A 23,523-nucleotide genomic window follows, 5' to 3' on the forward strand; every position below is an offset into this window, starting at 1 on the left:
AGACCACGCCCTCGAAGCTTGCCCACACCGTCCCGCACCGACCGCTTTTGTCGCCGGGTCTTGCCCGAGCCGCCGCGCCGCGCCACCTTCGGTTCATGTGTGGCCGCTTTACCCTGACCGACTCTCCGCCCGCGATCGCCGAGCGCTTCCATCTGGACGCGGTCGAACCCTTTCCGCCGCGATACAACATCGCGCCGACCCAGCCGATCTTGATCCTGCGGGCGGACGAGCATCGACGGGCCGAGGACGGTGGCGTGCGCCGCGTGGCGCATCTCGCCCGCTGGGGCCTCATTCCCGGCTGGACCAAGGACCCCTCGTCCATCCCGCTTCTATTCAACGCCCGGTCCGAAAGCGCGCATGAGCGCAACAGTTTTAAGGCCGCGATGCGCCATCGCCGCTGTCTGGTGCCGGCCAGCGGCTTCTACGAATGGCGGCGCGAAAGCGGGCGGCGCGGCACGCCCTTCTTCATCCGGCCGCGCCAGCCGGGGCCGATCGCCTTTGCCGGCCTGTGGGAAACCTATCTCGCGGCCGACGGCAGCGAGATCGACACGGCCACGATCCTGACCACGTCGGCGAATGCCGCGCTGTCCGAGATCCACGAGCGCATGCCGGTGACGATCGCGCCCGATCAGGCCGAGCGCTGGCTGGATTGCCGCGAGAGCGAGGTGCGGGACGTCGCCGATCTCATGGTGCCGGCGCCGGACGATCTCTTCGAGGCGATGGCCGTGTCCGAGCGCGTGAACGCGGTTGCCAATATGGGGCCGGAGGTGCAGGAACCCGCCGCACCCCCGGGCGCCGCGCCGCCGGCCGCGCAGGGGTCCCTGTTCTAGAACCTTGTCTTGGGGGACGCGCGCCGTTGGCTCCGTCCCCTTCCGTTTTGCCCGATCCGGCCGGCCGCAGCGCCTGCCGGGCCGATAGGTTGAGGAAGGCCTGCCCGCATGAACATCGATCTTCTCAAGCGCCTGTGCGAGACGCCCGGCGTGCCCGGCCACGAGCACCGGGTGCGCGACCTCATCGCCGCCGAAGCGAAGGGCCTGTTCGACACGATCGAAACCGACGTGATGGGCAATCTCGTCTGCACGCGAAAGGGCGAGGGCGAGAATCCCGAGCGCATCATGCTGGCCTGCCACATGGACGAGATCGGCTTTCTCGTCAGCCATATCAACGACAAGGGCTTCATCAACGTCTCGCCCGTGGGCGGCTTCGACCCGCGCAATCTGTTTGCCCGGCGCGTTCGCGTCTGCACCCCGAAGGGGGACTACAAGGGCGTCATGATGGCCGAGGGCAAGCCGATCCACACGGTTTCGCCGGAGGATCGCAAGAAGGTGCCGGAGCCGACGGAGTTCTTCGTCGATCTCGGCCTCGGCGCGGAAACCAAGAAGAAGGTCCGGGTCGGCGATTTCGTGGTGATGGACGAGCCTTTCCTCGAGCTCGGCGAGGAGCGTATCGTCTCCAAGGCGATCGACAATCGCATCGCATGCTGGCTGGGCTTGGAGGCCGTGCGCAAGCTGGTGGACGAGAAGCGCGCGCATCGCTGCGAACTGATCGTGGCCTTCACCGTGCAGGAGGAAGTCGGGCTGCGCGGTGCCAAGACGGTCGCCTTCGCCAGGCGCCCGCATATCGGCATCGGCGTCGACACCACGCTCGCCTGCGACACGCCGGGCGTGCCGGAAAAGGACCGCACCACCGAACTCGGCAAGGGCGCTGGCCTGCATCTGAAGGACGGGTCCTTCATCGCCGACGTCGCCTTGGTGGAGGAATTCGAGGCCGTGGCCGAGGCCGGGTCGATCCCGGTTCAGCGCACGATCCTCGCCGGCGGCGGCATGGACGGTGCTTCGCTGCAGCAAGCCGCCAGCGGCGCGCGCGCCATCGGCATCGTGGTCGGCACGCGCTACATCCACACGGTCGGCGAGATGATCGACCGGCGCGACGCGCTCGCCGCCCGCGATCTTCTGGCCGCCTTCATCGCCTCTCACTGAGCGCAGAGGGGAAGGGCTTCAGCGCTTCCCCTGTCTTTCCCCGTCGCGGGGCGGCACCATGCCGCGCCTTGCGGCGGCTGCCCTACGGCCTAGCTCTCAGTGTCACGAAGGCTTGAAGGTGTGCCGGCTCGTATCGCCGGCTGAAGCCGCAACCCCTGGGGCTCGCGGTGTCACTTCCGCCTCGTCCGCATCGAGGGGAGAGAGCCGATGTATCTCGACACCAAGCGGGAATGGGTGCCGCCGGAATGGCCGGAAAAGCCACCGCGCCGGCTGACGGAGCGTCAGGAATCGGTGCTGATGTGGCTCCTGGGCCTCAATCTTCTGCTGCTCTTCGTCGGACCGCTGGCGGGTGTCACCCTGTTCGAGGGGATCTACGCCATCTGGGCGGGCTGAAAGCGCGCCAAACCCGCGCGGGGGGTCATGCGGTCCGCGCGGGTTCGATGCTCTTCGATAGATATCAGTCGGTATGCGAACCGTTGGCGGCCTTGCGCTTGGGCTCGGCGCCCTTGTCCTTTCGGCAGGACACATGCGCGGCGGCGGCGATCGCGGCGATCCCGATCTCGCGATAATTCTTCAGGAGATCGTTTTCGCGTTCCCGCTCACGCTCGCTGCGGGATTTGAAGACGATGTTGGCGCGGGTCATAACGGCGGCTCACTGCTAATGCGATGAAAGAAAGAAGCATTCCGATTGCGACAGTTTAGGGGCGTCGGACTGAAAAATCCCTAAATCTATACTTAACAAATCGTTGCAGCGCGGGAATGTTGCGTGATTGTGACATGATGCACTGCGAAAGACTTTGCGCAGTGCGGCGCAATGCTTCGCGGCGAATTTGAGGCGGCCGCGACCCCCGGCTGATGAATTCGCGGTGTTTGTGCCCGAGGCCGTTTGGCTGTAGCAGGACGGCCTCAGCCCGGTCGGGCTCAGTTGGAGACGTGGTTTTGGACGACGGATTTCGGGGTCTTTTCCTGACCAACACCCTGACGCGGCGCAAGGAGCGCTTCCTGCCGCTGGATTGGCACGCTTCGCACGATGTGCCGGAAGCCGAGCGGCGCGTTCGCATGTATGTCTGTGGGCCGACCGTCTATGACTTCGCCCATATCGGCAACTCGCGGCCGGTGATCGTCTTCGATATCCTGTTCCGCCTCCTGCGCCATCTCTACGGCGCGGAGCGGGTGATCTATGTCCGCAACATCACCGACGTGGACGACAAGATCAACGCGCGTGCGCTGCGCGACCACCCGGACCTGCCGCTCAACGAAGCGATTGCGCGCGTGACCGAGGGAACCGCCGCGCAGTTCCACAAGGACGTGGCCGCGCTCGGCACGCTGCCGCCCAGCGTCGAGCCGCGCGCCACGAGCTTCGTCACCCCCCGATCCGACGGCCTGCCAGACATGGTCTCGATGATCGAGACGCTGATCGAACGCGGCCACGCCTATGTGGCCGAAGGGGAGGTCCTGTTCGACGTTTCCTCCATGCCAAGCTACGGCGCGCTTTCGCATCGCAAGCTGGACGAGCAGCAAGCGGGAGCGCGGATCGCCGTGGAAGCGCACAAGCGCAGCCCGGCCGATTTCGTCTTGTGGAAGCTTTCGTCCGCCGAGGAGCCGGGCTGGGACAGCCCCTGGGGTCGCGGCCGCCCGGGCTGGCATATCGAGTGCTCGGTGATGAGCGAGGCCTATCTCGGCCGGACCTTCGACATTCATGGCGGCGGGCTCGACCTGATCTTCCCGCACCACGAGAACGAGATCGCCCAGAGCTGCTGCGCGCATGGCACCGAGAAGATGGCCGAGGTCTGGCTGCACAACGGCTTCGTGCAGGTGGACGGACGCAAGATGTCCAAGAGCGAGGGCAATTTCATCACCATCGCCGACGTGCTGGAGACCGATAAGGTGGGCGGCCGGCGCTGGCCGGGTGAAGCCGTCCGCCTCCTCATGCTGAAGACGCACTACCGCGAGCCGATCGACTTCACCGCCGCGCGGCTGGAGGAGGCCGTGCGCGAACTCGACCGCTGGGAGCGCTTCGCCCGGGAGGCCGACGCCCGGGCCGCCGAGGCGCCGGACGAGGCGTTTCTCACCGCCCTCAGCGACGATCTTTCGGGTTCGGTGGCGATCAGCCGAGTTCACCAGCTCTTCGACGAGGGGCGGGCGGGCGAAGCTCTGGCGAGCTTGGCGCTGGTCGGCATCCATCCGGTTCGCGAGAGCGGCGTCAGCGACGACGTCGCCCAGCGCATCGCTGCGCGCCTCGACCATCTCAAGGCCAAGGACTTCGCAGAGGCCGACCGCATCCGCGCCGAGCTTGCCGAGGAAGGCGTTCTCCTTAAGGACGGCAAGGACCCCGCAACCGGCGAGCGCGTCACCACTTGGGAACTGAAGCGTTGATCCAGCCGCCGCGCGTGCTCTATCCGCCGATCCAGCCGTTCCGCACTGAGCGGCTGCCGGTCGGCGGCGGGCACACGCTCTATGTCGAGCAATGCGGCAACCCGGCCGGTAAGCCGGTGGTCTTCCTGCATGGTGGGCCGGGCAGCGGATGTAGCCCGGCCCATCGACGCCTGTTCGACCCCGCGCGCTACTGCGTTACCCTGTTCGACCAGCGCGGCTGTGGCCGCTCAATGCCGCTGGGCTCGCTGGACGCCAACACGACGCCCGATCTCGTCGCCGATGTCGATCGGGTCGCGGACCATCTTGGTCTCAACCGCTTCATGCTGTTCGGGGGCTCCTGGGGTTCGACGCTGGCGCTGGCCTATGCGCAGACCCGGCCCGAGCGTGTGAGCGAAATGGTGCTGCGCGGCGTCTTCACCGGGCGGCGCGCCGAACTCGACTGGTACTACAAGGAAGGCGCGAGCCGCCTCTTCCCAGACGAATGGTCCAATTTCATCGCACCGCTGACGGAGGAGGAGCGGGCCGACCCGATCCGTTCCTACCACCGTCGGCTGGACGATCCCGACCGCGCGGTGCGCGCCCAGGCGGCGCGCAGCTGGACGGACTGGGAAGCGCGCACAGTCTCCATGCGCACGATCCGCGACGGGGTCGGGGCCTTTGGCGCCAGCGACACGGCGATCGCCTTCGCCCGCATCGAGAACCATTTCTTCATCCACGATCTCTGGCTGGAGGAAGGGGAACTCATTCGCGAGGCCGGACGCCTCGTCGGAATCCCCGCCGTCATCGTGCAGGGGCGCTACGACGTGGTGACGCCTCCTGTGACGGCCTGGGACCTGCACCGCGCCTGGCCCGGCTCGGAACTGCAGATCGTGGAAGACGCCGGTCACGCCTTTTCCGAGCCCGGCACGCTTGACCGGCTCCTGGCCGCGACGGATCGTTTCGCCAACTGACGGCTTGCTCAACGGGAAGCGCGACCATGACCCTCGACAACCGACCCATCCACACCGGCGGCTGCCAATGCGGGGCCGTGCGCTTTCGCATCGAAGGCGCGCTCGGCAAGGCGTCCATCTGCCATTGCCGCATGTGCCAGAAGGCGTTCGGCGCCTTCTACGCCCCGCTCGTGTCGGTCGATCCCGCCACGATTCGCTGGACGAAGCGTGAGCCCGATCGGTTTCGCTCGTCGACGGACGTGCTGCGTGGCTTCTGCTCGCGCTGCGGCACGCCGCTGACCTACGAGGCGCCCGAGGGGCCGGCGCTCAGCATCGGCGCCTTCGACGACCCGTCCGCCATTCGTCCTGAAATCCAGTTCGGCTGCGAGGGCAAGCTGCCTTATGTCGACGAGCTCCCGTCGTTGCCGGTGCGCAGCACGCAGGAGGATGCGGGGGAGCATCCCTATCTCGCCGATATCCGATCCTTCCAGCATCCCGACCACGATTGAGACGCCGCTGCCCGGCCTGATCCATTCGTTTCGGTGATGGATCCATCACGGGAAATCGGGTGTCGCCGCTCACCCCGGCTGATAGAAGTCGGGTCGCGACCCCAAAGCCCCGAAGGTGACGCCATGTCGGACCAGCCCGCCGAAACGCCGCGCGGATATGTCTACGCGATCTCCGCCTTTCTGATCTGGGGCCTGGTGCTGCCGATCTATATGAAGGCGCTCTCGCATGTCTCGCCGGTGGAGATCGTCGCCCATCGCATTCTTTGGGCTCTGCCCTTCGCCGTCCTCATTCTGGCAAAGGGCGGTCAGCTCAGGACGGTCGGGCAACTGGTCACGCCGCGCATTCTCGGGCTGATGACGATCACGGCCGGGCTGATCTCGATCAACTGGGGCACCTATGTCGTCGCGATCGTCACCGGTCATGGCGTCGAAGCTGCGCTCGGCTATTACATCAACCCGTTGATCAACGTGCTTCTCGCGGCCGTCTTCCTCGGCGAGCGGCCCAATCGCACGCAGGCCGCCGCGATCGCGCTAGCCGCCTTCGGCGTTCTGATCCTGACGGTGAAGGCCGGCGGCCTGCCCTGGATCTCGCTGCTGCTGGCCGGGTCGTTCGGCCTCTATGGCCTCATGCGCAAGACCGTGCCGGTTGGCGCGAGCGAGGGGTTCTTTCTCGAGATCGCCATTCTCTTCGTGCCGGCACTGCTTTTGGCCGGCTGGGTCGCGAATGGCGGGCAGGGGCATTTCGCCGAGAATACGCCCGAAACGCTACTTTTGATCGGCGCCGGCGCGGTCACCGCCATTCCGCTGATCCTCTATGCTGCCGCCGCGCGCATGCTGCGTTTCACCACGGTGGGGCTACTCCAATACATCGCGCCGACCTTCATCGCGCTGACGGCGGTGTTCGTCTTCGGCGAGCCCTTCGGGGTCTGGCAGGGTGTCGCCTTCGCCTTCATCTGGGCCGCGCTCGCGCTCTACACCTGGTCGATGTTCGCGGCACGGCGCCCCGCGCAGGTTTCGGTTCGCCAAGCCTGTCCGGCGGAATAGACGGGCTGAACGAAAAAGGGCGGCTCGCCGGCCGCCCTTGTCCTGTCCGTTTGCGATCGCCCGTCAGAGACGCTCGATCACCGCTTCGACGCCCGTGCGCTCGGCTGGAACCGCCGCCGCCTCGATGGCCGGAAGCAGGTCCTCGATCCGATCGCGGATGATCGGGCGCACCTGATGCGCGGTGTGGATGAAGCCGGCCTCGCGCATATGGTCGAGCAGGCCGGAGAACGGGTCCCAGAACCCGTCCACATTCGCGATGGCGATCGGCTTGCGATGGCGGCCGAGCTGGCTCCAGGTCATGATCTCGACCAGTTCCTCCAGCGTGCCGATGCCGCCGGGCAGGGCGACGAAGGCGTCCGAACGCTCGAACATCATGTGCTTGCGCTCATGCATGTCCTCGGTGATCACCAGCTCGTCCAGCCGCTTCAACTCGCTTTCCGTGGCTTCCATGTCGATCAGGAAGCGCGGGATGATGCCGGTCACCTGACCGCCGGCGGCAATCACCGCGTCGGACACCGCGCCCATGATGCCGCGCGTGCCGCCGCCATAGATCAGGCGGATGCCGCGATGCGCCATGGCGGTGCCGAGCGCTTGGGCCGCTGCCACGTATGAAGGATCGCGGCCCGAAGCGGAGCCGCAGTAAACGCAGAGAGATCGAATCGTCGTCATGCCGTGAAAATCGGCCGGCTCGGCCTTCGGGTCAAGGCGCTTTCAGCCGAAATGCTGCGCCGCGTCAGCTTCGCGCATCGATCGCCTCGGCCACTTCGTCCGCCATCTTGAGGGTGCGCAGGAGAAGCGGCACGAGCAGCGCCAGCATGCTGCGATCGAGCCCGCGCGCCCGTTGCGCCTCGCGCACCTCGGCAAGCACGCTGCCGAGCGCCGGCAGAAACCGGATCGCAAGCGAGATCGCGAGCCCGACACGTTCGGGATCGATACCGAAGCGCCGAAAAGGGCCGAGCGCCCGCTCCAGCGTCTCCGTCATGTCCGATACGCGGGTCGTCAGCGTCACCAGCGCGGCCAGAAGAAGCAATGTTCCGAGCCGCAGGACCACGAGCGCGGCTGCCGAGACATCCGCGGCCCAGAGCTGGAAAAGAAACAGGACGGCGAGCACGGGCAGGGCCGGGCGCATCTGCCGCAGCGCCGTGACGAGCGAAAAATCGGCGGCGCGAAACAGCGCTAGGCTGAGACAGAAGAGCGCCACCATCAGAAGCGGATCGCCGACGAGAACCACCAGCGTTCCACAAATCGCCAGCGCCGCGAGCTTTCCCCCCGGCGAGGCGCGGTGGAGCGGGCTCGCCCCCGGCCGATAGAGGCTGCCGATCATGCGGTGAGCGCCAGATAGGTCTGGATGGCTTGGGCCGGTGGGGCATCGTCGGCCAGCCGGCCGTCCTCGAACACCAGGACCCGGTCGAAGCCCTCCAGAAGATCGAGATCGTGCGTCACCATGACGACATGGCGGCGCATGACGGCGAGCGCGTCCATGACGCGGCGCTTATTGCGCCGGTCGAGAAGCGTCGTCGGCTCGTCCAGCACCAGAAGATCGGGGCGCAGAATGGTCACGCCCGCGATCGCCACCATCTGGCGCTCGCCGCCCGACAGTTCATGCGTCAGCCGCTCCTCGAAGCCGCCGAGGCCGGCGTCGGTGAGGGCGTGCGAAACGCGGGCGGCGACCTCGGGCTTGGGCAGCTTCAGCGGCTTCAGGCCGAAGGCGAGATCCTCTCCCACGGTGGGATAGACGATCTGGTTGTCCGGGTTCTGGAACACGAAGCCGACATGGCGCCGCACCTCGCGCCCCTTCTCGGCCGTGTCGAGGCCGAAGACGCGCACTGAGCCCGTGGTCGGCAGAAGAAGCCCGTTGAGAAGCCGCGCGAAGCTCGACTTGCCGGAGCCGTTGGCCCCGATCACGCCGATCCGCCCCTCGCTCAACGTCAGGTCCAGCCGATCGAGAACCACGCGGCCGCCCCGCTCGAGCGACGCCGAATCGAACTCGATCATGCGATGTCCCTTTTCGCGCGTCAGGACCGGGCGGCGCGCAGCGAACCGCTTTGGATCAGCGGATAGGCGCGCTTGACGATCAGGATCGCGGCCGTCGCCAGCGCGGCCTTCACGAGATCGCCGGGAATGAAGACGATCGCGGAGGAGGCGAAGGCGGTGAGGAGATCGAGCTTGGCCATCATCGCATACCAGGGCACGCCCACGGCATAGACCACGCCGATGCCGCCAAGCGCGCAGATGGCGAAGGCCGACACCGGACCGAGCCGATCCCAGCGCCGCTCCACCAGCCAGCCGATCACAAAGCTCGCCGCGACCCAGCCATAGATGAAGCCCGACCAGGGACCGACGAAGGGCGCAAGACCCCCGCGACCACCCGACAGGAGCGGCAAGCCCATCGCGACCAGAACGAGAAAGAGCAGCATGGCGAGCACGCCGCGCCGCGCGCCGAGAATGCCGCCCATCAGCATGGGGCCGAGCGACTGTGCGGTGATCGGAATCGCGATCAACGGCAGCATGAGCGGCGGAAAGGCGCCGAGAACCGCCATCATGGCGGCAAACAGGGCGATCAGGACGATGTCGCGGGTGCTCACGGGCGGGTCTCCGACGGAATGGGCCACTTCACGAAGTCTTCATAGGGAGAGCGGGTGAAGGCGTCAAAGCCCCGTGCGCAGCGCCTCGTCGAGATAGATTGCGCGCAGACGACGAGCGATCGGCCCCGGCGCGCCGTCGCCCACGGGCAAGCCGTCGATTTCCACCACCGGGGTCACGAAGGCGCCGGCCGAGGTGACGAAGGCCTCGCGCGCGCCCTGCGCTTCCGCCAGCGTGAAGGGCCGCTCCTCGACCTCCAGCCCGGCTTCGGCCGCGCCGCGCAGTATGGCGGCCCGGGTGATGCCATGGAGAATGGCGTTGGACAGGGCGCGGGTGACGATCCGCCCGCTCTCGGTCACGATATAGGCGTTGTTGGACGTGCCTTCGGTGACGAACCCGTCCTCCACCATCCAGGCATCGTCCTTGCCCTGGCGCTTGGCCTCCATCTTGGCAAGCGAGGGGTAGAGAAGCTGCACGGTCTTGATGTCGCGCCGCGCCCAGCGCAGATCGGGAACGCTAACGACCCGCAGGCCGTCGCGCGCCTCGCGCGATTCCACCCCGTCGCGCCCCTGCGTGAACAGGACGAAGCTCGGCGGCGTGCCCTCCTTCGGCCAGACGAAGTCGCGATCGGCCGCGCCGCGCGTCACCATGAGATAGATGTGGCCGAAGGTGAGGGCGTTGCGCTGGAGAAGCTCGCGGTGAATGGCGAGGATCTCCTCGTCCGTGGCCGGTGAGGGCAGCCTCAGCTCGGCCAGCGAGCGGCGCAGCCGGGCCATGTGTCCGGGAAAGTCGAGCAGCTTGCCCTCGATCACCGCCGTCACCTCGTAGACCGCGTCGGCAAAGAGGAGCCCACGATCGAAGATCGAGAGCTTGGCCTCTTCTTCCGGCACATAGGCGCCATTGACGTAGACGATGCGGCTCATGGGCGCTTATCCCTTGCTTTCCGGCGGTCCGGTCTTTCGATGGCTGCTGTAGCGCGAAGAGTCGCGTCGCGAAAGAAAAGTCCTTATGGAAAGAGCAGGGCGAGGGAATGCGCCGGGCCGCGGAATGGCGCGCCGACCCCTTCCTCGCCGATCGGAACGGCAATCTGCCCGCGGCAAGAAGCGGGCCTTTGGAGGCTTCGCGTTCGCATGGGTCATTATCTCGGGCTCGACCTCGGCACTTCGTCCCTGAAGGCGCTGGTGATCGACGAGAACCAGAAGCCGCTGGCCAGCGCCACGGCCGCCTTGACGGTGGAGCGGCCCCATTTCGGATGGTCCGAGCAGGACCCGGCGTCCTGGATCGCGGCCTGCGAATCCGTGATCGTCGAGCTCAACGCGCGCGATCCGCAGCTGCTCGCCGGCGTCACCGGCATCGGCCTGTCCGGGCACATGCACGGCGCGACGCTGATCGGCGCAGACGACGCGGTGCTGCGCCCCTGCATCCTGTGGAACGACACGCGCTCGCACGAGGAAGCCGATGAACTGGACGACGAAGAGTCGCGCGCCATCACCGGCAACATCGTCTTCCCCGGCTTCACCGCGCCCAAACTCCTCTGGGTGGCGCGCAACGAGCCGGCGATCTTCGCCAAGGTCCGCCGCGTTCTCCTGCCGAAGGATTATCTGCGGCTGTGGCTGACCGGCGAGGCCGTGTCGGACATGTCGGATTCGGCCGGCACCGCCTGGCTCGACACCGGCGCGCGCGACTGGTCCAGCGAGATGCTGGAGCGCACCGAACTCACCGTCGAGCAGATGCCGCGCCTCGTGGAAGGCACCGAGGTCAGCGGCACGCTGCGCGCCGAACTGGCCGCGCGCTGGGGCCTCGGCTCCGGCGTCGTCGTGGCGGGCGGCGGCGGCGACAACGCGGCCTCGGCCTGCGGCGTCGGCGTCACGCGGCCGGGCACGGGCTTCCTGTCGCTCGGCACGTCCGGCGTCCTGTTCACGGCGAGCGCGGGCTACGATCCGGTGCCCGACACCGCGCTCCACACGTTCTGCCACGCCATTCCCGGCCTATGGCACCAGATGGGCGTGACGCTCTCGGCCGCCGGCTCCATCGAATGGCTGTCGCATGTCATGAAGGAAAAACCGGGCGAGCTGACGGCGGCGGTCGGATCCGAGCTGAAAGCGCCGGGCCGGCTCCTGTTCCTGCCCTACCTTTCGGGCGAGCGGACGCCGCACAATGATTCGGCCGTGCGCGGCGCCTTTATCGGCCTCGAAGCGGACACGACGCGCGAGGACATGACGCGGGCCGTCATGGAGGGCGTCGCCTTCTCGATCCGCGATTGTCTCGACGCCGCGCCCGATGCCTCCTGGGTTCGCCAGCTCATCGCCGTTGGCGCGGGCTCGCGCTCGGAACTCTGGCTGAAGATGATGGCGAGCGTTCTGGAAACGCCGATCGCGCTGCCGGCGGCGGGCGATTTCGGCGCGGCCTTCGGCGCCGCGCGCCTCGGCCTTTGCGCCGCCACCGGGGCGGACCCGGCCAGCGTCATGGTCGACCCCCCGATCTCGGCGCGCTTCGAGCCCGAAACGGCGCTGGTGGAAAGCTTCGCCGCCGCGCACCAGCGATATCAGGCGCTTTATCCCGCGCTGAAGGATGCCGCGCGGCGTCACTGATACGAACGCGCTGGTCTGACGGGCGAGGGAGACCTTCCCGGCAGACAAGCTGAGCGGACAACACGAAAAAGCCCGGCTGCGATGCGGCCGGGCTTTTTCGTCTCAGACCGGAACGGGCGACGCTTGCGCGCCGCCCGGAGAACCGATGCTTACTTGGAAGCGCTGAGGTAGTCGTACTTGCCGCTCTTCCACTCGTAGATGACGTAGCCCGGCAGGGTCACGTCGCCCTTGGCGTCGAACTTCAGGTCGCCGATGACGGTCGGCAGCGAGTCGCTGTTGAGCGCGGCGGTGACCTTGTCGAAGTCGGTCGAGCCAGCCTTCTTGGCGGCTTCTGCCCAGGCCTGGATCGCGGCGTAGGTGTAGAGCACGTAGCCTTCGGCCGTCTTGCCCTGCTTCTCCAGCTCGGCGACGATCGGCGCGGCCTGCGGGTTGCGGCGCGGATCGGGCGAGAAGGTCATCAGCGTGCCTTCGCCGGCGTCGCCGGTGATGGCCCAGTACTCGTCGGTCACGATCGCGTCGCCGGACATGACCTTGGCCTTGAGGCCCTGTTCCTTCGCCTGACGGGCGATGAGGCCGGCTTCGGTCTGGTAGCCGCCGATATAGATCAGCTTGACGTCGGCCTGCTTCATCTTGGTGATGAGCGAGGAGAAGTCCTTCTCGCCGACCGTGTAGGACTCGGAGATGGTCGGCTTCTTGCCAGCCGCTTCCATGAACTTGGTGGTCTGGTCGGCGAGGCCCTTGCCATAGGCCGACTTGTCGTCGAGCACGGCCACGGCGCCGTCCTTGAAGTTCTCGGCGATGTACTTGCCGGCGACTTCGCCCTGCTGATCGTCACGGCCGCAGACGCGATAGATGCCGTCGCCCGCGCGCTTGTCGGTGAAGTCCGGGTTGGTCGAGGCCGGCGAGATCTGGACGATGCCTTCTTCGGCATAGACCTGGCTCGCGGGGATCGATGAGCCCGAGCAGAAATGGCCGGCCACGAACGGCACCTTCTGCGAGGCGAACTGGTTCGCCACGGCGACCGCCTGCTTCGGGTCGCAGGCATCGTCGCCGACCGAGAGCTTGATCTGCTCGCCGTTGACGCCGCCCGCCTTGTTGATGTCGGCCACCGCCTGCTCGGCGCCGATGCGGAGCTGCTCGCCGAAGGCGGCGTTCTGGCCGCTCATCGGGCCGGCGACGCCGATCGTGATGTCGGCGAAGGCGGCACCCGAAAGGAGGACGTTGAAGGCCACACCGGCCAGGAACGCTTTTTTCATGTCGAACTTCCCCATTGGATCTCAGGCCGCCCCGTCCGCTCTTCATGAGCGGATTCAAGCTGTTGCGGTCGAGGGATTAAAGACCAGCTTTCCCGCGTCGAAAATAGGCAAAACCCGTTTTCGACGCGTTTTTGCGCGAAAAGTGAAGTCGAGGCTCAGCGCCGCCCGGTGGCAGATAGAAAGCGGTACTGCCGCGCCATCTGGGCCGAGCGCATCGTCACCCGCCCGGCCGCCGCGAAGGCGAGGAGGATGACGAAATCCACCAGCCCGTAATGAAGCGCCGTGCCGAACGTGGCGGGCGGCAGGAAGAACGAGCCGTGGAACAAGCTGAAATGCAGGAAGCGGATCGCCAGCGTCAGAAGCGCGACACCGAAGACCAGAAAGCTCCAGCCGCCCCAGCTGCGCGCCGAGGAACGGCCCACGGCGAAGGCGAGGCCGCCGCCGATCACCAGCGTCACGATCACGAACTCGACGAGCGAGACTTCCCAGAGGAGGGCGTTTTCGGGATTCATCAGTGATGCCCTCCTTCCAGATAGGCGCTGCGCACCTCCTCGCGGGCGAGGAGTTCGCGACCCGTTCCCTTCATGGTGATTCGCCCGTTCACCATGACATAGCCGCGATGGGCGAGGCGAAGCGCGTGGAAGGCGTTCTGCTCCACCAGGAAGACCGTGAGCCCTTCCGTGCGGTTGAGTTCGCGAATCACCTCGAAGATCTGCTTCACCACGATGGGCGCCAGGCCCAGCGAGGGCTCATCCAGAAGCAGCAGGCGAGGGCGGCCCATCAGGGCGCGGGCGATCGCCAGCATCTGCTGCTCGCCGCCCGACAAGGTTCCCGCCCGCTGCGAGGCGCGCTCCTTGAGGCGCGGGAACATGTCGAACACCCGGCGCAGGTCTTCATCGAAATGCGCGGGGCCGACCAGCGTCGTGCCCATCTGGAGATTTTCTAGGACGGTCATGCGGCCGAAGATGCGCCGTCCTTCGGGAGACTGCGCGATGCGCCGCGACATGATCGAGTGGGTCGGCAGCTGCGCGATGTCTTCGCCGGCATAGAGGATCTGCCCGGCGCGGGCGCGCGGATTGCCGCAGATCGTCATCATGAGGGTCGACTTGCCGGCGCCGTTGGCGCCGATCAGCGTGACGATCTCGCCCTCGTTTACGTCGAGATCGACGCCCTTCAGCGCCTGGATCTTGCCGTAGAACGTTTCGACGCCGCGAATGCTGAGAAGCGGCTGGGCGGCGGGCGTTACGATGGCGGGGCTCTGGGTCGCGTCGGCGATGCTCATGCCTCGGGCCCTCCGCTCAGGTGGACGCTCTGCACCGCGCCCTCGACATCGCCCTTGTCCAGCTTCTCCTCCACCGCTTCCACTTCCTCGTCGTCGACGCCGAGATAGGCGGCGATGACCTTGGGATCGTTGCGCACCTCGGAGGCCGTGCCGTCCGAGATCTTCTTGCCGTAGTCGAGAACCACGATGTGGTCCGAGATCTCCATGACGACGCCCATGTCGTGCTCGATCAGGAGGATCGAGGTGTCGAACTCGGAGCGGATCGAGCGCAGGAGCTCGTTCAGCTCGGCCGATTCGCGCGGGTTGAGGCCGGCCGCCGGCTCGTCCAAGCACAGGACCGATGGGCCGGTGCACATGGCGCGGGCGATCTCCAGCCGGCGCTGGTCGCCATAGGAAAGGTCGGCCGCCGGATCGTCGGCCCGGTGCAGCAGCGCGGTGCGCTTCAACCAGTCCACCGCCAGATCCTGCGCCGCCTCGCGCGCCCGCCGGTAGCCCGGCAGGCCGAACAGGCCGGCGATCGTGAAGCCGGAGGCACGCATCAGCGCATTGTGCTGGGCGACGAGCAGGTTCTCGTACACGGTCATGCCGCCGAACAGGCGTATGTTCTGGAAGGTGCGGGCGACGCCCGCCGTGCGCGTGATGCGAAAGTCGCTCATGCGCTCCAGGAGGAAGACCTCGCCCTGCGGCGTCTTGCGGCTCTGCGCGCCCGAGCGGGTGAGCTCGGCCACGGCCTCGTCGGTGATGCCGCGCCCGCGGCGCAGCGAGATGCGCCCCTCGGTCGGCTTGTAGAAGCCGGTGACGCAGTTGAAGACCGTGGTCTTGCCGGCGCCGTTCGGGCCGATCAGCGCGGTGATGTCGCCGCGCCCGACCGAGAAGGACAGGTCGTTGATGGCGACCAGGCCGCCGAAACGCATCGTAAGATGCTCAACGGTCAGCACCGGATCGTCGAGCCAACGGCGCGGCTCTGCACCGAGCGGGGCGGGGATGGGCTGTGCGTTCGTCATCGTCAGTGTCCCTCGCCCTGCGCCACCATGTCGGCGCCGATGGCCTTGCGTTCCTTGTAGACCGCCGAGGGCTGGCGGGACGACACGAGGCCGCGCGGCTTCCACACCATGATCGCCACCATGGCGACGCCGAACAGCACCATGCGGTAGCGGCCGGGGTCGAAGTCGTTGCCCAGAATGTCCTGGATGAAGGTGAGGTTTCGCATCAGCTCGATGCCGCCGATCATCACCAGCGAGGCGAAGACGACGCCGAGCTGCGAGCCGAGGCCGCCCAGAACCACGATCGCGAGGATGATTGCCGATTCCAGGAAGGTGAAGCTTTCAGGCGAGATGAAACCCTGGCGCGTGGCGAAGAAGGAGCCGGCGAAGCCGCCGAACATCGCGCCCGTGGCGAAGGCCGTGAGCTTGACGTTCGTGGTGTTGATGCCGAGCGCGCGGCAGGCGATCTCGTCCTCGCGCAGCGCTTCCCAGGCGCGGCCGACCGGCATCTTGCGAAGCCGCAGCGTGACGAAATTCGTCAGAAGAGCCAGGGCCAGGATGATGTAGTAGAGGAAGATGAAGCGGTGCAGGCTGTCGTAGGGAATGCCGAAGAAGGCCGAGAACGAGCCTTCGCCGCGCCCGAAATCGAGGCCGAAGAAGGTCGGGCGCGGAATACCGAGCAGGCCGTTCGGGCCGCCGGTGAAGGCGCCCCAGTTCAAAAGCACGACGCGGATGATCTCGCCGAAGGCCAGCGTGACGATGGCGAGATAGTCGCCGCGCAGGCGCAGCACTGGGAAGCCAAGAATGATGCCCCAGAGAGCGGCGAAGAGGCCGGCCATGGGAAGACAGACCCAGAAGCCCAGTTCGAAATTGATGGCCAGCAGCGCGAAGGAATAGGCGCCGACCGCATAGAAGGCGACATAGCCAAGGTCGAGGAGACCCGCGAGCCCAACCACGATGTTGAGACCCCAGCCGAGCATGACATAGGTCAGGATCAGGATCGACAGATCGATCAGGTAGCGCGAGCTGGAGGGGAAGACGAGCTGGATCAGGAAGGGCAGGACGAGCGCCACCAGAAGGAAGAGCGCACTCAGCACCTTGCCGATCGTCAGGCCGCCCTTGGCCTTGACGCTTTTCACCGTCTTCGCGGATTTGCCCGAGGCGCCGGCGGCGCGGCGCTGGAACAAAGCGAGGCTCAGAACGAGCCGCACGCCGAAGGCGATGGCGACGAAGGTCAGCCAAAGGTCCCAGCGCGTGTAGAGGAGCAACCCGCCGGGCGCGATGTCGCTGCGCACCGCCACGAAGAACAAGGTCAGCAAGCCGACGATGGCGGCGGTGATGGCCGCTTCGCGGAAGGCCTGCGGGAAGGAGAGACGAAATTCCGGCTCGGGCGTGAAAGGCGCTTCGCCTCGTACGGCGTCGCGCTGGTTCTCGAACTCGCGCTCGGCGCCGACCGGCGACGAGGAGGGGGTGTTGGGCGTGGTGGCCATGATCTCAGACCTTCTCCACTTCCGGGCGGCCGAGAAGGCCGGAGGGGAGAAAGATCAGCGTGATCGCCAGGATCGAGAAGGCGGCGACGTCCTTGTATTCCACCGAGAAGTAGCCCGACCAGAAGGTTTCGATGAGGCCGATGGCGAGGCCCCCGAGCATGGCGCCCGGCAGCGAGCCGATACCGCCCAGAACCGCGGCGGTGAAGGCTTTCACGCCGGCGAGGAAGCCGATGTAGAAGTCGATCACGCCGTAATAGAGAAGGTACATCGTGCCGGCGACGGCGGCGAGCGAGGCGCCCATGACGAAGGTCAGCGAGATCGTGCGATCGACATTCACGCCGAGCAGCGAGGCCATCTTGGCGTCCTGCTCGCAGGCGCGCTGCTGGCGGCCGAGCGGCGTGCGTGTGATCAGGATCGTGAAGCCCGCCATCAGCACGAGCGTCGTCAGCACGATGACGATCTGCATGTAGGAGACCTGCACGCCGTCCGTCAGCACGATCGAGCCCTGGACCTGCGGCGGCAGCGGCTTGACGCGCGCGCCCTGGGCAAGCTGCACGAAGTTCTGCAGGAAGATCGACATGCCGATGGCGGTGATGAGCGGCGCGAGGCGGAAGGAGCCGCGCAGCGGGCGATAGGCGATGCGCTCGATCGACCAGCCCCAGAGCGCCGTGAAGATCATGGCGACGACCACCATGATGAGCAGCACCAGCGGAAGGAAGGTGAGCCCGACGGCGGTCAGGATCAGGAACACGGTGAGCGCGATGAACGACCCGATCATGAAGACCTCGCCATGGGCGAAGTTGATCATGCCGATAATGCCGTAGACCATCGTATAACCGATGGCGATCAGCCCATAGATGGAGCCGAGCGTCACTCCGTTGATGAGCTGTTGAAGAAAATAATCCATGAAACGCCTTTGTTTCGCGTCAAACTCGTTCGAACTTCGGGCGCTGCGCGGAATGAAAGGCGCGCCCTTCGAAGAGGCATGGCGAATTTCTTAGCAATCAGTGAATGCTTCGCCAATGGGTCGTGGCCCCGGCATCGTGGAAAACGCGTTGGTGCGACACGGAAGTGTCACGATCGGCGTGCAAAGGCCGCGCCGACCCCATGCGGGTACGGGCGTCTTCCCTTCAACTTGGAATTCTTCTAATGATGGGATCAACGACCGCGTTCGCCGTTCGATGCGGCGCGCCTCTATGGAGTGCGCCATGCGCCTGACCCGCCAGACGAATTATGCCATTCGCATTCTCATGTACTGCGCTGCCAACACCGATCGGCTGAGCCGGGTGGGCGAAATCGCGTCGGCCTACAATGTTTCCGAGCTTTTCCTGTTCAAGATCCTTCAGCCCCTCGTGGAGGCCAAGTTCGTGCAGACGGTGCGCGGTCGCAACGGCGGCATTCGGCTTGCCCGGCCGGCGCGGGAGATCACGTTGCGCGCGGTCGTGGAAGTGACGGAGGAAAGCTTCGCCATGGCGGAATGCTTCGAGACCGGCGCGGTGGATTGCCCGCTGATCGACAGCTGCGCCTTGAACGCGGCGCTGCGTGAAGCCTTGAACGCCTTCCTCAATACGCTCGGCGGTTACACGATCGAGGGCTTGGTGAATTCCAGCGGCGCCATCCATCATCGCTTGGGCCTCGGCGTGCCCGCACCGGCGCCGGCTCTTGCGGCCGCACTGAACTAGCAGGCTTACCCGTTGGGCTTGAAGGGGAGCCCTGCAAGCTACCCCAGCATCTCCTCCAGAAGCCCGACCTGCTGCGGCAGGCAGACCCGCGACAAATCGTAGCGCTCCATCGCGGTGCGCCGTGCCGCTTGGCGCAGAGGTTTGAAACGCTCCGGGTCCTGCAGCGCCTGCGTAACGCGCTGGGCGATGGCATCGACGTCGAAGAAATCCACCAGAAGCCCGTTCTCGCCGTCGCGGATCACCTCCTCGACCGGCGGCGTGCGCGAGGCGACCAGCAGGCAACCCGTCGCCATCGCCTCGATCATCGACCAGGACAGGACGAACGGGTAGGTGAGATAGACATGCGCGGCCGAGACCTGCAGCAGGTTCAGATAGGTCGCGTAGGGCAGCTTCCCGGTGAAGTGGACGCGCGAGAGATCGACTTGCGTCTCGCGCAGGGCTCGCTCGCGATAGGTCTCGCCGCCGGGCAGGCGCGAGCCATAGCTGACATCGTCGCCTCCGACGATCATCACCTCCGCTGCCGGGTTGCGATCTAGGATCGGCTGCACCGCCCGCATGAAGATGTGGAAGCCGCGATAGGGCTCGAGGTTACGCGCGACATAGGTGACGACAGGCGTCGCGGCATCGAAGCTGCGCCCGTTCGGCAGCGTGACGCTCGCCTCCTGCCCGGGGCGAACCGCGTCCGTATCGACACCGTCATGGATCACCGCGACCTTCGACCGGAAGGGGGCGGGCAGGCGTTCCTGCTGCCAGCGCGTCGGCGACAGGCCGCGATCGGTCGCCTCCAGGCAGGAGAGAATGGCCTGGTTGCGAATGCGCAGCCGGAACTTGAGATCCGGGTCGGATGGAAATTCCGGGTCGAAGCCGACATCCGCCCCGAGCGTGCTGTAATAGAATTCGAAATAGCTGAGCAGCGGCACGTCGGGGAAGACGTCCTTGACGAAGAGCGTTTCCCCCCAGCCCGTATGTCCGACGATGAGGTCCGGCCGGATGCCCTCCCGCCTGAGCTTCAAGAGTTCGCGCACCACCGCCTGCCCATGCAGGATGCCGCGCTCCGGCCCCGAGAGATAGGGATGGATGCGCGCGTCGGGCTCGCGATGCAGATCGTATTCGACCAGCCGCACCCGCGCCAAGCGGTTCGGCGTCTTGCGGCTGAGGAACAGGACCCGGTTCTCGCGCGACAGATGCCGGGCGAGATGCAGGAACTGGCCGGGAAAGTTCTGGTGCAGGAACAGGATCGTCCGGTTGCGGATCATGCGACGACCGCTTTACAGCGGCGAAGACTGGCTGTCACGCGGCGGCCCCTGCAGCTTGGATAGGCGGTGTTCCCAGCATGATCTTGTCCCGAACCGTCGCGGAAGGTGAAACGCCAAGTAGCGCTTCGGGATTGAATGCCCGTTAACGATCCTGCGCTAGCCTTTCCCTTCATCACGAGGCTGGCACGTCATGATCATCCAGATCCAGTATCTGCGCGGGATCGCCGCCTTGATGGTCGTGCTGTTCCACGCGTTCGACCTGCTCGGGCGCGAGACGGGAATGGACAATCCGTTTCGCGTGGGGGCGCTCGGCGTCGACATCTTCTTCGTCATCAGCGGCTTCATCATCTTCGTCGCCGCCGAGAAGTCCGAGCCCCGTCCTGCCGAGTTCATGATACGGCGCATCTTGAGGATCGTGCCGCTCTACTGGGCGCTGACGCTCCTCATCGCCGGTGTCTCGCTGCTGCGGCCCGACCTTTTGTCGTCCACCGTCTTCGATCCCAAGCACCTCCTCGCTTCGCTCTTCTTCGTGCCGATGGCCCATCCCAAGCTTGGCGAACTCTTCCCGGTTCTGATTCCGGGATGGACGCTGAACTACGAGATGGCCTTCTATCTCGTCATGGCGGCGGCGCTGTTCGCGCCTCGCGGTGCCCGCGCCTGGATCATCCTTGCCGTGCTGCTTCTCCTGGTTGGGCTGGGGCAGGCCGGGATTGCGATCCCCGCCTTTTATGCCCAACCGATCCTTCTCGAATTCGGGCTCGGCCTTCTGATCGGCATGGCCTACCGCCGCAACTTGCGGATCGACGCCGGGGCCGGAATGATCGTGACGCTGGTCGGCTTCGTCGCTCTCGTCTGGCTCGAACCGGTCGAGCTCTCGCGCTTTCTGAAAGCCGGCCTGCCGGCGGCGCTGATCGTCGGCGGTGCGGCGCTGGGCCGGCGCGCCCCCGGCCGGGCCGGCCATCCGCTGATGCTGCTTCTGGGCGATGCGTCCTACTCGCTCTACCTGACGCAGGCGATCGTTTTGCCGGCCATGGCCAAGGTCTGGAGTTCCACCGGCTTGCTGCCGGGGCTTGCAGGCGGCCTGCCGTTCGTCGCCGTCCTCACCGCCGTCGCCGCGCTGGCCGGCATCGTCTGCTACCGGCTGCTCGAAAAGCCTCTGCTCGGCTTCACCACGCGTCTGTCGGCCCGCTCCTCGCCGGCCGCGCCGGGCGGCTTCCAGGGAAAGCAGCCAAAGGGAGCGAGCCTGTCGTGATCGCGAAACAGGACACGCGCTTCGACGCGCTGGACGGCTGGCGCGGCGTCTGTGCCGTGATGGTGATCTTTCTCCATGCGCCGATCGCGGGGCCGATCGGGCAGTTGGGATTCGTGCGCCACAGCTTCCTGTTCGTGGACTTTTTCTTCGTCCTGTCCGGCTTCGTCATTGCCCATGCCTGGGGCGAGCGTCTGATCGTCCAGAAACGTTGGGCCTCCTTCATCCAATCCCGCTTCTGGCGTGTCTACCCCCTGCATCTGGCGATGCTGCTAGTGTTCCTGCTGTTCGAGGTCCTTCGCGTCCGGGGGATACCCAGCGAAGGCGGCAGCACGCCGATCGCCCTTCTGCACAATGCGCTTCTGACCCATTCGCTCGGCTTCGTGCCGAGTCTCGGCTGGAACTATCCGAGCTGGAGCATTTCCGCCGAATTCGTCTCCTACCTCATCTTTGCCGCGCTGGCTGTCTGGCTCCCCCGGCAGATGAATGTCCTCCTGCCGGTGATCGCGTTCGGGGGACTCGCGTTCCTTCTCGCAAGGCTTGGTCATATCGAAGCGCATGTGGACTTCGGCTGGCTTCGCTGCCTCGCCGGTTTCGCGCTCGGCGCGTTTCTTCGCCTGCGCGTTTGGGACATCTTACGCATCGAGGTCCGCACGGATCGCGCCGCGTGCTGGACCGGCGCGGAACTGGCGACAGTCGCGTATGTCGCCGCCTTCGTCAGCCTCTACGGCACGTCGGGCGTTTCCGTTGCCGCGCCGCTGGTCTTCGCCGCTGCGATCTTCGTCTTCGCCCATGAGGGCGGGGCGATCAGCCGGGCATTGAAGACGCGGCCGTTCGCGCTTCTCGGGCTCCTGTCCTATTCCATCTACATGACCCATGCCTTCGTCATCGCGCGGCTGACCAATGTCGGAACGCTGCTGGAGAAGCGCTTGGGGCTTTCGCTCTTCGTCGACGTGTCGCCGGACACCAAGGTCATGGCGAATGGCTGGGTCAGCGAGATCGCCGTGTTGCTCGCCATCCTTGCTGGGACGCTGATCCTTTCCGCGATAACGTGGCGGCTGATAGAGAAACCTGGTCAGGCCCTCGGCCGAATCTTCGCCGCGCGCCGGCCGGACGCAAGGCTCGCCGAGCCGGGCACTGACGCGGTGCAGGGTTAGGCGCGACGACCCTACCTGCTGGCGCTACCAGCCCAGATCGGCCTTCAGGCGCGCAACCAGACGATCGGCCATTTCGCGGTTCGCCGCCAAGCCGGGATGCCAGTCGCAGCCGAAGGAAGACGGGGGCGGGGGAAAGGCGAGAAAGCGCACCGCCTCGTCCCCCGCTCCGCGCCGGCTCGCCACCGCACCCTCGATCGCCCGGCTCGCCTCAGTGAAACGCTCGGGCCCGAGCATGGGCCCCAGCAGCGCGTAGATCGGCGCTTCGGGGTAGCGTTGGCGGAGGGTCTGAAGAAGCTCGACATAGGCTTTCTCAAACCCCTCCGGCTTGTCCTCGCCGCTGAAATCGTTGGTGCCGAGATGCACGAGTACGAGATCGAACGGGCCGGGGGCAGGCGCGGTCGGCCGCGCTTCGCCGGGCAGGGCGCGGTCCATCAGCGCGAGCATCGTGCCGGTGCTGGCGCCGCTGTAGTTGCGAACGAGGCCGCGGCCCGAGGCGGCCAGCGTCGTGGTCTCCGCTTCGAAGCGCGCGGCGGCCAGGGCGGCATAGGTCTGCGTCTGGTCCTGCGTGCCCGGCGAAAACGGGCAGTCTGGTCCAGCGCCCTCGATCCCGTATCCCGCCGAGATCGAATCGCCGATCACGAGAACGCGCCGTTCCGGCGCCGGGGCCGGAAGGAAATGCCCGTCCGTTTCGGCGCCGAGAAAGCCGACTTGGCCGACATCGCCTTCGGTGCGCTTGAATAGCCGCACGTCGTGTCGACCGGCAGCACCATCGAACAGCGTGTAGCTTCGAGCGCCGGGCGCGAGGTCGATCCGCCGCCGCTCCCCGTCGATCTGGGCAACGAGACTGTTCTCGCCATCGGTCTGGAGGCGGAGTTCCAACCGGCGACCTTGGAATCTGAGGGCGAAGCCGCTGCCCGGCCAGCTGAACAAGCGCTCCCTCTCATTCACGCGCCCGATCCAGCGTCCGGGCCGCTCCACCATCTCGGCTTCAGCAACCGAGACACAGGCCAGGAGCATCGCGCTTGACCCAAGCGCGCGAGCGAGAGAGAGGATGGCCGCACGGGCGGGCTGAGGCATGGATGCTCCTGTTGGCGACCGGGTGGGAGTTTAGGGCGGTTTCCGCCCGGCGTGACAAGCAACGGAAGACAAGGTGAATC

At 66.4% G+C, this 23,523-nt stretch carries 25 protein-coding genes; 11 read left to right on the forward strand and 14 right to left on the reverse strand.

What is annotated here, in order from left to right; genetic code table 11:
* The first annotated feature begins 95 nt into the window (after positions 1–95).
* The 3 genes from AUL32_RS13880 to AUL32_RS13890 all read left to right on the forward strand — a co-directional run bounded on the left by AUL32_RS13880 (position 96) and on the right by AUL32_RS13890 (position 2,372).
* On the forward strand, positions 96–830 hold the full coding sequence (locus AUL32_RS13880) for an SOS response-associated peptidase (protein WP_062115970.1): 735 nt from the start codon (positions 96–98) through the stop codon (positions 828–830).
* 108 nt (positions 831–938) lie between these two features.
* Entirely contained in the window at positions 939–1,979 is a 1,041-nt protein-coding gene (locus AUL32_RS13885) for a M42 family metallopeptidase (protein WP_061976436.1), read from the forward strand.
* A 207-nt stretch (positions 1,980–2,186) separates the two neighbouring features.
* Positions 2,187–2,372 carry a hypothetical protein gene (locus AUL32_RS13890; RefSeq protein ID WP_061976435.1) on the forward strand — a complete coding sequence of 62 codons (186 nt, stop codon included), beginning with the start codon at positions 2,187–2,189 and terminating at the stop codon, positions 2,370–2,372.
* A 64-nt stretch (positions 2,373–2,436) separates the two neighbouring features.
* Here the strand turns inward: AUL32_RS13890 and AUL32_RS13895 are convergent, their stop codons facing one another.
* Positions 2,437–2,622 (reverse strand): hypothetical protein, encoded by a 186-nt coding sequence (locus AUL32_RS13895; RefSeq protein ID WP_061976434.1) that lies wholly within the window; start codon positions 2,620–2,622, stop codon positions 2,437–2,439.
* 296 nt (positions 2,623–2,918) lie between these two features.
* On the opposite strand from AUL32_RS13895, the gene cysS reads away from it, so the two are divergent.
* The 4 genes from cysS to rarD all read left to right on the forward strand — a co-directional run bounded on the left by cysS (position 2,919) and on the right by rarD (position 6,837).
* Positions 2,919–4,355 carry a cysteine--tRNA ligase gene (cysS, locus tag AUL32_RS13900; protein ID WP_062115973.1) on the forward strand — a complete coding sequence of 479 codons (1,437 nt, stop codon included), beginning with the start codon at positions 2,919–2,921 and terminating at the stop codon, positions 4,353–4,355.
* Positions 4,355–5,305: a prolyl aminopeptidase gene (gene pip, locus AUL32_RS13905; RefSeq protein ID WP_062116834.1), complete on the forward strand. Its 951-nt coding sequence runs from the start codon at positions 4,355–4,357 to the stop codon at positions 5,303–5,305. Before cysS ends, pip begins: the two co-directional genes overlap by 1 nt.
* A gap of 26 nt (positions 5,306–5,331) precedes the next feature.
* Positions 5,332–5,793 (forward strand): GFA family protein, encoded by a 462-nt coding sequence (locus AUL32_RS13910; protein ID WP_062115976.1) that lies wholly within the window; start codon positions 5,332–5,334, stop codon positions 5,791–5,793.
* Positions 5,794–5,916: 123 nt separating this feature from the next.
* A complete protein-coding gene (rarD, locus tag AUL32_RS13915) occupies positions 5,917–6,837 on the forward strand; it encodes an EamA family transporter RarD (RefSeq protein ID WP_062115979.1) in 921 nt (306 codons plus the stop codon).
* Between the two features lie 63 nt (positions 6,838–6,900).
* On the opposite strand, the gene AUL32_RS13920 is transcribed toward rarD, so the two are convergent.
* The 5 genes from AUL32_RS13920 to AUL32_RS13940 all read right to left on the reverse strand — a co-directional run bounded on the left by AUL32_RS13920 (position 6,901) and on the right by AUL32_RS13940 (position 10,343).
* On the reverse strand, positions 6,901–7,506 hold the full coding sequence (locus AUL32_RS13920; protein ID WP_062115981.1) for a TIGR00730 family Rossman fold protein: 606 nt from the start codon (positions 7,504–7,506) through the stop codon (positions 6,901–6,903).
* Between the two features lie 64 nt (positions 7,507–7,570).
* Positions 7,571–8,161, reverse strand: coding sequence for an energy-coupling factor transporter transmembrane component T family protein (locus AUL32_RS13925; protein ID WP_062115983.1), 591 nt, complete (start codon positions 8,159–8,161; stop codon positions 7,571–7,573).
* On the reverse strand, positions 8,158–8,832 hold the full coding sequence (locus AUL32_RS13930) for an energy-coupling factor ABC transporter ATP-binding protein (protein ID WP_062115986.1): 675 nt from the start codon (positions 8,830–8,832) through the stop codon (positions 8,158–8,160). The genes AUL32_RS13925 and AUL32_RS13930 overlap by 4 nt, the downstream gene beginning before the upstream one ends.
* A 20-nt stretch (positions 8,833–8,852) precedes the next feature.
* Positions 8,853–9,422 carry a biotin transporter BioY gene (locus tag AUL32_RS13935; RefSeq protein WP_062115989.1) on the reverse strand — a complete coding sequence of 190 codons (570 nt, stop codon included), beginning with the start codon at positions 9,420–9,422 and terminating at the stop codon, positions 8,853–8,855.
* A 63-nt stretch (positions 9,423–9,485) separates the two neighbouring features.
* A complete protein-coding gene (locus AUL32_RS13940) occupies positions 9,486–10,343 on the reverse strand; it encodes a D-amino-acid transaminase (RefSeq protein WP_062115991.1) in 858 nt (285 codons plus the stop codon).
* Between the two features lie 207 nt (positions 10,344–10,550).
* On the opposite strand from AUL32_RS13940, the gene xylB reads away from it, so the two are divergent.
* Positions 10,551–12,011 (forward strand): xylulokinase, encoded by a 1,461-nt coding sequence (gene xylB / locus AUL32_RS13945; RefSeq protein WP_062115996.1) that lies wholly within the window; start codon positions 10,551–10,553, stop codon positions 12,009–12,011.
* 149 nt (positions 12,012–12,160) lie between these two features.
* Here xylB and AUL32_RS13950 read toward each other — a convergent pair whose 3' ends face one another.
* From AUL32_RS13950 to AUL32_RS13975, 6 genes are all read right to left on the reverse strand, one after another.
* Positions 12,161–13,267: a branched-chain amino acid ABC transporter substrate-binding protein gene (locus tag AUL32_RS13950; protein ID WP_061977833.1), complete on the reverse strand. Its 1,107-nt coding sequence runs from the start codon at positions 13,265–13,267 to the stop codon at positions 12,161–12,163.
* Between the two features lie 155 nt (positions 13,268–13,422).
* Positions 13,423–13,779: a DUF6867 family protein gene (locus AUL32_RS13955; protein ID WP_062115999.1), complete on the reverse strand. Its 357-nt coding sequence runs from the start codon at positions 13,777–13,779 to the stop codon at positions 13,423–13,425.
* Entirely contained in the window at positions 13,779–14,549 is a 771-nt protein-coding gene (locus AUL32_RS13960) for an ABC transporter ATP-binding protein (RefSeq protein WP_062116002.1), read from the reverse strand. Before AUL32_RS13960 ends, AUL32_RS13955 begins: the two co-directional genes overlap by 1 nt.
* Positions 14,546–15,553: an ABC transporter ATP-binding protein gene (locus AUL32_RS13965; RefSeq protein WP_061976422.1), complete on the reverse strand. Its 1,008-nt coding sequence runs from the start codon at positions 15,551–15,553 to the stop codon at positions 14,546–14,548. The genes AUL32_RS13960 and AUL32_RS13965 overlap by 4 nt, the downstream gene beginning before the upstream one ends.
* Positions 15,554–15,555: 2 nt before the next feature.
* Positions 15,556–17,022 (reverse strand): high-affinity branched-chain amino acid ABC transporter permease LivM, encoded by a 1,467-nt coding sequence (gene livM, locus AUL32_RS13970; RefSeq protein ID WP_062116005.1) that lies wholly within the window; start codon positions 17,020–17,022, stop codon positions 15,556–15,558.
* 4 nt (positions 17,023–17,026) lie between these two features.
* Entirely contained in the window at positions 17,027–17,929 is a 903-nt protein-coding gene (locus AUL32_RS13975; RefSeq protein ID WP_061976420.1) for an ABC transporter permease subunit, read from the reverse strand.
* A 301-nt stretch (positions 17,930–18,230) separates the two neighbouring features.
* On the opposite strand from AUL32_RS13975, the gene rirA reads away from it, so the two are divergent.
* Positions 18,231–18,704: an iron-responsive transcriptional regulator RirA gene (rirA, locus tag AUL32_RS13980; protein ID WP_061976419.1), complete on the forward strand. Its 474-nt coding sequence runs from the start codon at positions 18,231–18,233 to the stop codon at positions 18,702–18,704.
* Between the two features lie 38 nt (positions 18,705–18,742).
* Here the strand turns inward: rirA and AUL32_RS13985 are convergent, their stop codons facing one another.
* Positions 18,743–19,960 carry a glycosyltransferase family 4 protein gene (locus tag AUL32_RS13985; protein WP_062116008.1) on the reverse strand — a complete coding sequence of 406 codons (1,218 nt, stop codon included), beginning with the start codon at positions 19,958–19,960 and terminating at the stop codon, positions 18,743–18,745.
* A gap of 190 nt (positions 19,961–20,150) precedes the next feature.
* On the opposite strand from AUL32_RS13985, the gene AUL32_RS13990 reads away from it, so the two are divergent.
* Together AUL32_RS13990 and AUL32_RS13995 are read left to right on the forward strand one after the other, a co-directional pair.
* Positions 20,151–21,212: an acyltransferase family protein gene (locus tag AUL32_RS13990; RefSeq protein ID WP_062116011.1), complete on the forward strand. Its 1,062-nt coding sequence runs from the start codon at positions 20,151–20,153 to the stop codon at positions 21,210–21,212.
* Complete coding sequence (locus AUL32_RS13995) at positions 21,209–22,366, forward strand: acyltransferase family protein (RefSeq protein ID WP_062116014.1); 1,158 nt, start codon at positions 21,209–21,211, stop codon at positions 22,364–22,366. Before AUL32_RS13990 ends, AUL32_RS13995 begins: the two co-directional genes overlap by 4 nt.
* A 24-nt stretch (positions 22,367–22,390) precedes the next feature.
* On the opposite strand, the gene AUL32_RS14000 is transcribed toward AUL32_RS13995, so the two are convergent.
* Positions 22,391–23,443 (reverse strand): SGNH/GDSL hydrolase family protein, encoded by a 1,053-nt coding sequence (locus tag AUL32_RS14000; protein WP_082659670.1) that lies wholly within the window; start codon positions 23,441–23,443, stop codon positions 22,391–22,393.
* Between the last annotated feature and the right edge of the window lie 80 nt (positions 23,444–23,523).

It is taken from the genome of Aureimonas sp. AU40, assembly GCF_001463785.1.
Classification (GTDB): domain Bacteria; phylum Pseudomonadota; class Alphaproteobacteria; order Rhizobiales; family Rhizobiaceae; genus Aureimonas.

Bases quoted from the DNA above. Each gene is read 5' to 3' on its own strand.
- AUL32_RS13880 (WP_062115970.1), top strand. From the start codon at position 96: ATGTGTGGCCGCTTTACCCTGACCGACTCTCCGCCCGCGATCGCCGAG.
- AUL32_RS13885 (WP_061976436.1), top strand. From the start codon at position 939: ATGAACATCGATCTTCTCAAGCGCCTGTGCGAGACGCCCGGCGTGCCC.
- AUL32_RS13890 (WP_061976435.1), top strand. From the start codon at position 2,187: ATGTATCTCGACACCAAGCGGGAATGGGTGCCGCCGGAATGGCCGGAA.
- AUL32_RS13895 (WP_061976434.1), bottom strand. From the start codon at position 2,622: ATGACCCGCGCCAACATCGTCTTCAAATCCCGCAGCGAGCGTGAGCGG.
- AUL32_RS13910 (WP_062115976.1), top strand. From the start codon at position 5,332: ATGACCCTCGACAACCGACCCATCCACACCGGCGGCTGCCAATGCGGG.
- rarD (WP_062115979.1), top strand. From the start codon at position 5,917: ATGTCGGACCAGCCCGCCGAAACGCCGCGCGGATATGTCTACGCGATC.
- AUL32_RS13920 (WP_062115981.1), bottom strand. From the start codon at position 7,506: ATGACGACGATTCGATCTCTCTGCGTTTACTGCGGCTCCGCTTCGGGC.
- AUL32_RS13925 (WP_062115983.1), bottom strand. From the start codon at position 8,161: ATGATCGGCAGCCTCTATCGGCCGGGGGCGAGCCCGCTCCACCGCGCC.
- AUL32_RS13930 (WP_062115986.1), bottom strand. From the start codon at position 8,832: ATGATCGAGTTCGATTCGGCGTCGCTCGAGCGGGGCGGCCGCGTGGTT.
- AUL32_RS13940 (WP_062115991.1), bottom strand. From the start codon at position 10,343: ATGAGCCGCATCGTCTACGTCAATGGCGCCTATGTGCCGGAAGAAGAG.
- xylB (WP_062115996.1), top strand. From the start codon at position 10,551: ATGGGTCATTATCTCGGGCTCGACCTCGGCACTTCGTCCCTGAAGGCG.
- AUL32_RS13950 (WP_061977833.1), bottom strand. From the start codon at position 13,267: ATGAAAAAAGCGTTCCTGGCCGGTGTGGCCTTCAACGTCCTCCTTTCG.
- AUL32_RS13955 (WP_062115999.1), bottom strand. From the start codon at position 13,779: ATGAATCCCGAAAACGCCCTCCTCTGGGAAGTCTCGCTCGTCGAGTTC.
- AUL32_RS13960 (WP_062116002.1), bottom strand. From the start codon at position 14,549: ATGAGCATCGCCGACGCGACCCAGAGCCCCGCCATCGTAACGCCCGCC.
- AUL32_RS13965 (WP_061976422.1), bottom strand. From the start codon at position 15,553: ATGACGAACGCACAGCCCATCCCCGCCCCGCTCGGTGCAGAGCCGCGC.
- livM (WP_062116005.1), bottom strand. From the start codon at position 17,022: ATGGCCACCACGCCCAACACCCCCTCCTCGTCGCCGGTCGGCGCCGAG.
- AUL32_RS13975 (WP_061976420.1), bottom strand. From the start codon at position 17,929: ATGGATTATTTTCTTCAACAGCTCATCAACGGAGTGACGCTCGGCTCC.
- rirA (WP_061976419.1), top strand. From the start codon at position 18,231: ATGCGCCTGACCCGCCAGACGAATTATGCCATTCGCATTCTCATGTAC.
- AUL32_RS13985 (WP_062116008.1), bottom strand. From the start codon at position 19,960: ATGATCCGCAACCGGACGATCCTGTTCCTGCACCAGAACTTTCCCGGC.
- AUL32_RS13990 (WP_062116011.1), top strand. From the start codon at position 20,151: ATGATCATCCAGATCCAGTATCTGCGCGGGATCGCCGCCTTGATGGTC.
- AUL32_RS14000 (WP_082659670.1), bottom strand. From the start codon at position 23,443: ATGCCTCAGCCCGCCCGTGCGGCCATCCTCTCTCTCGCTCGCGCGCTT.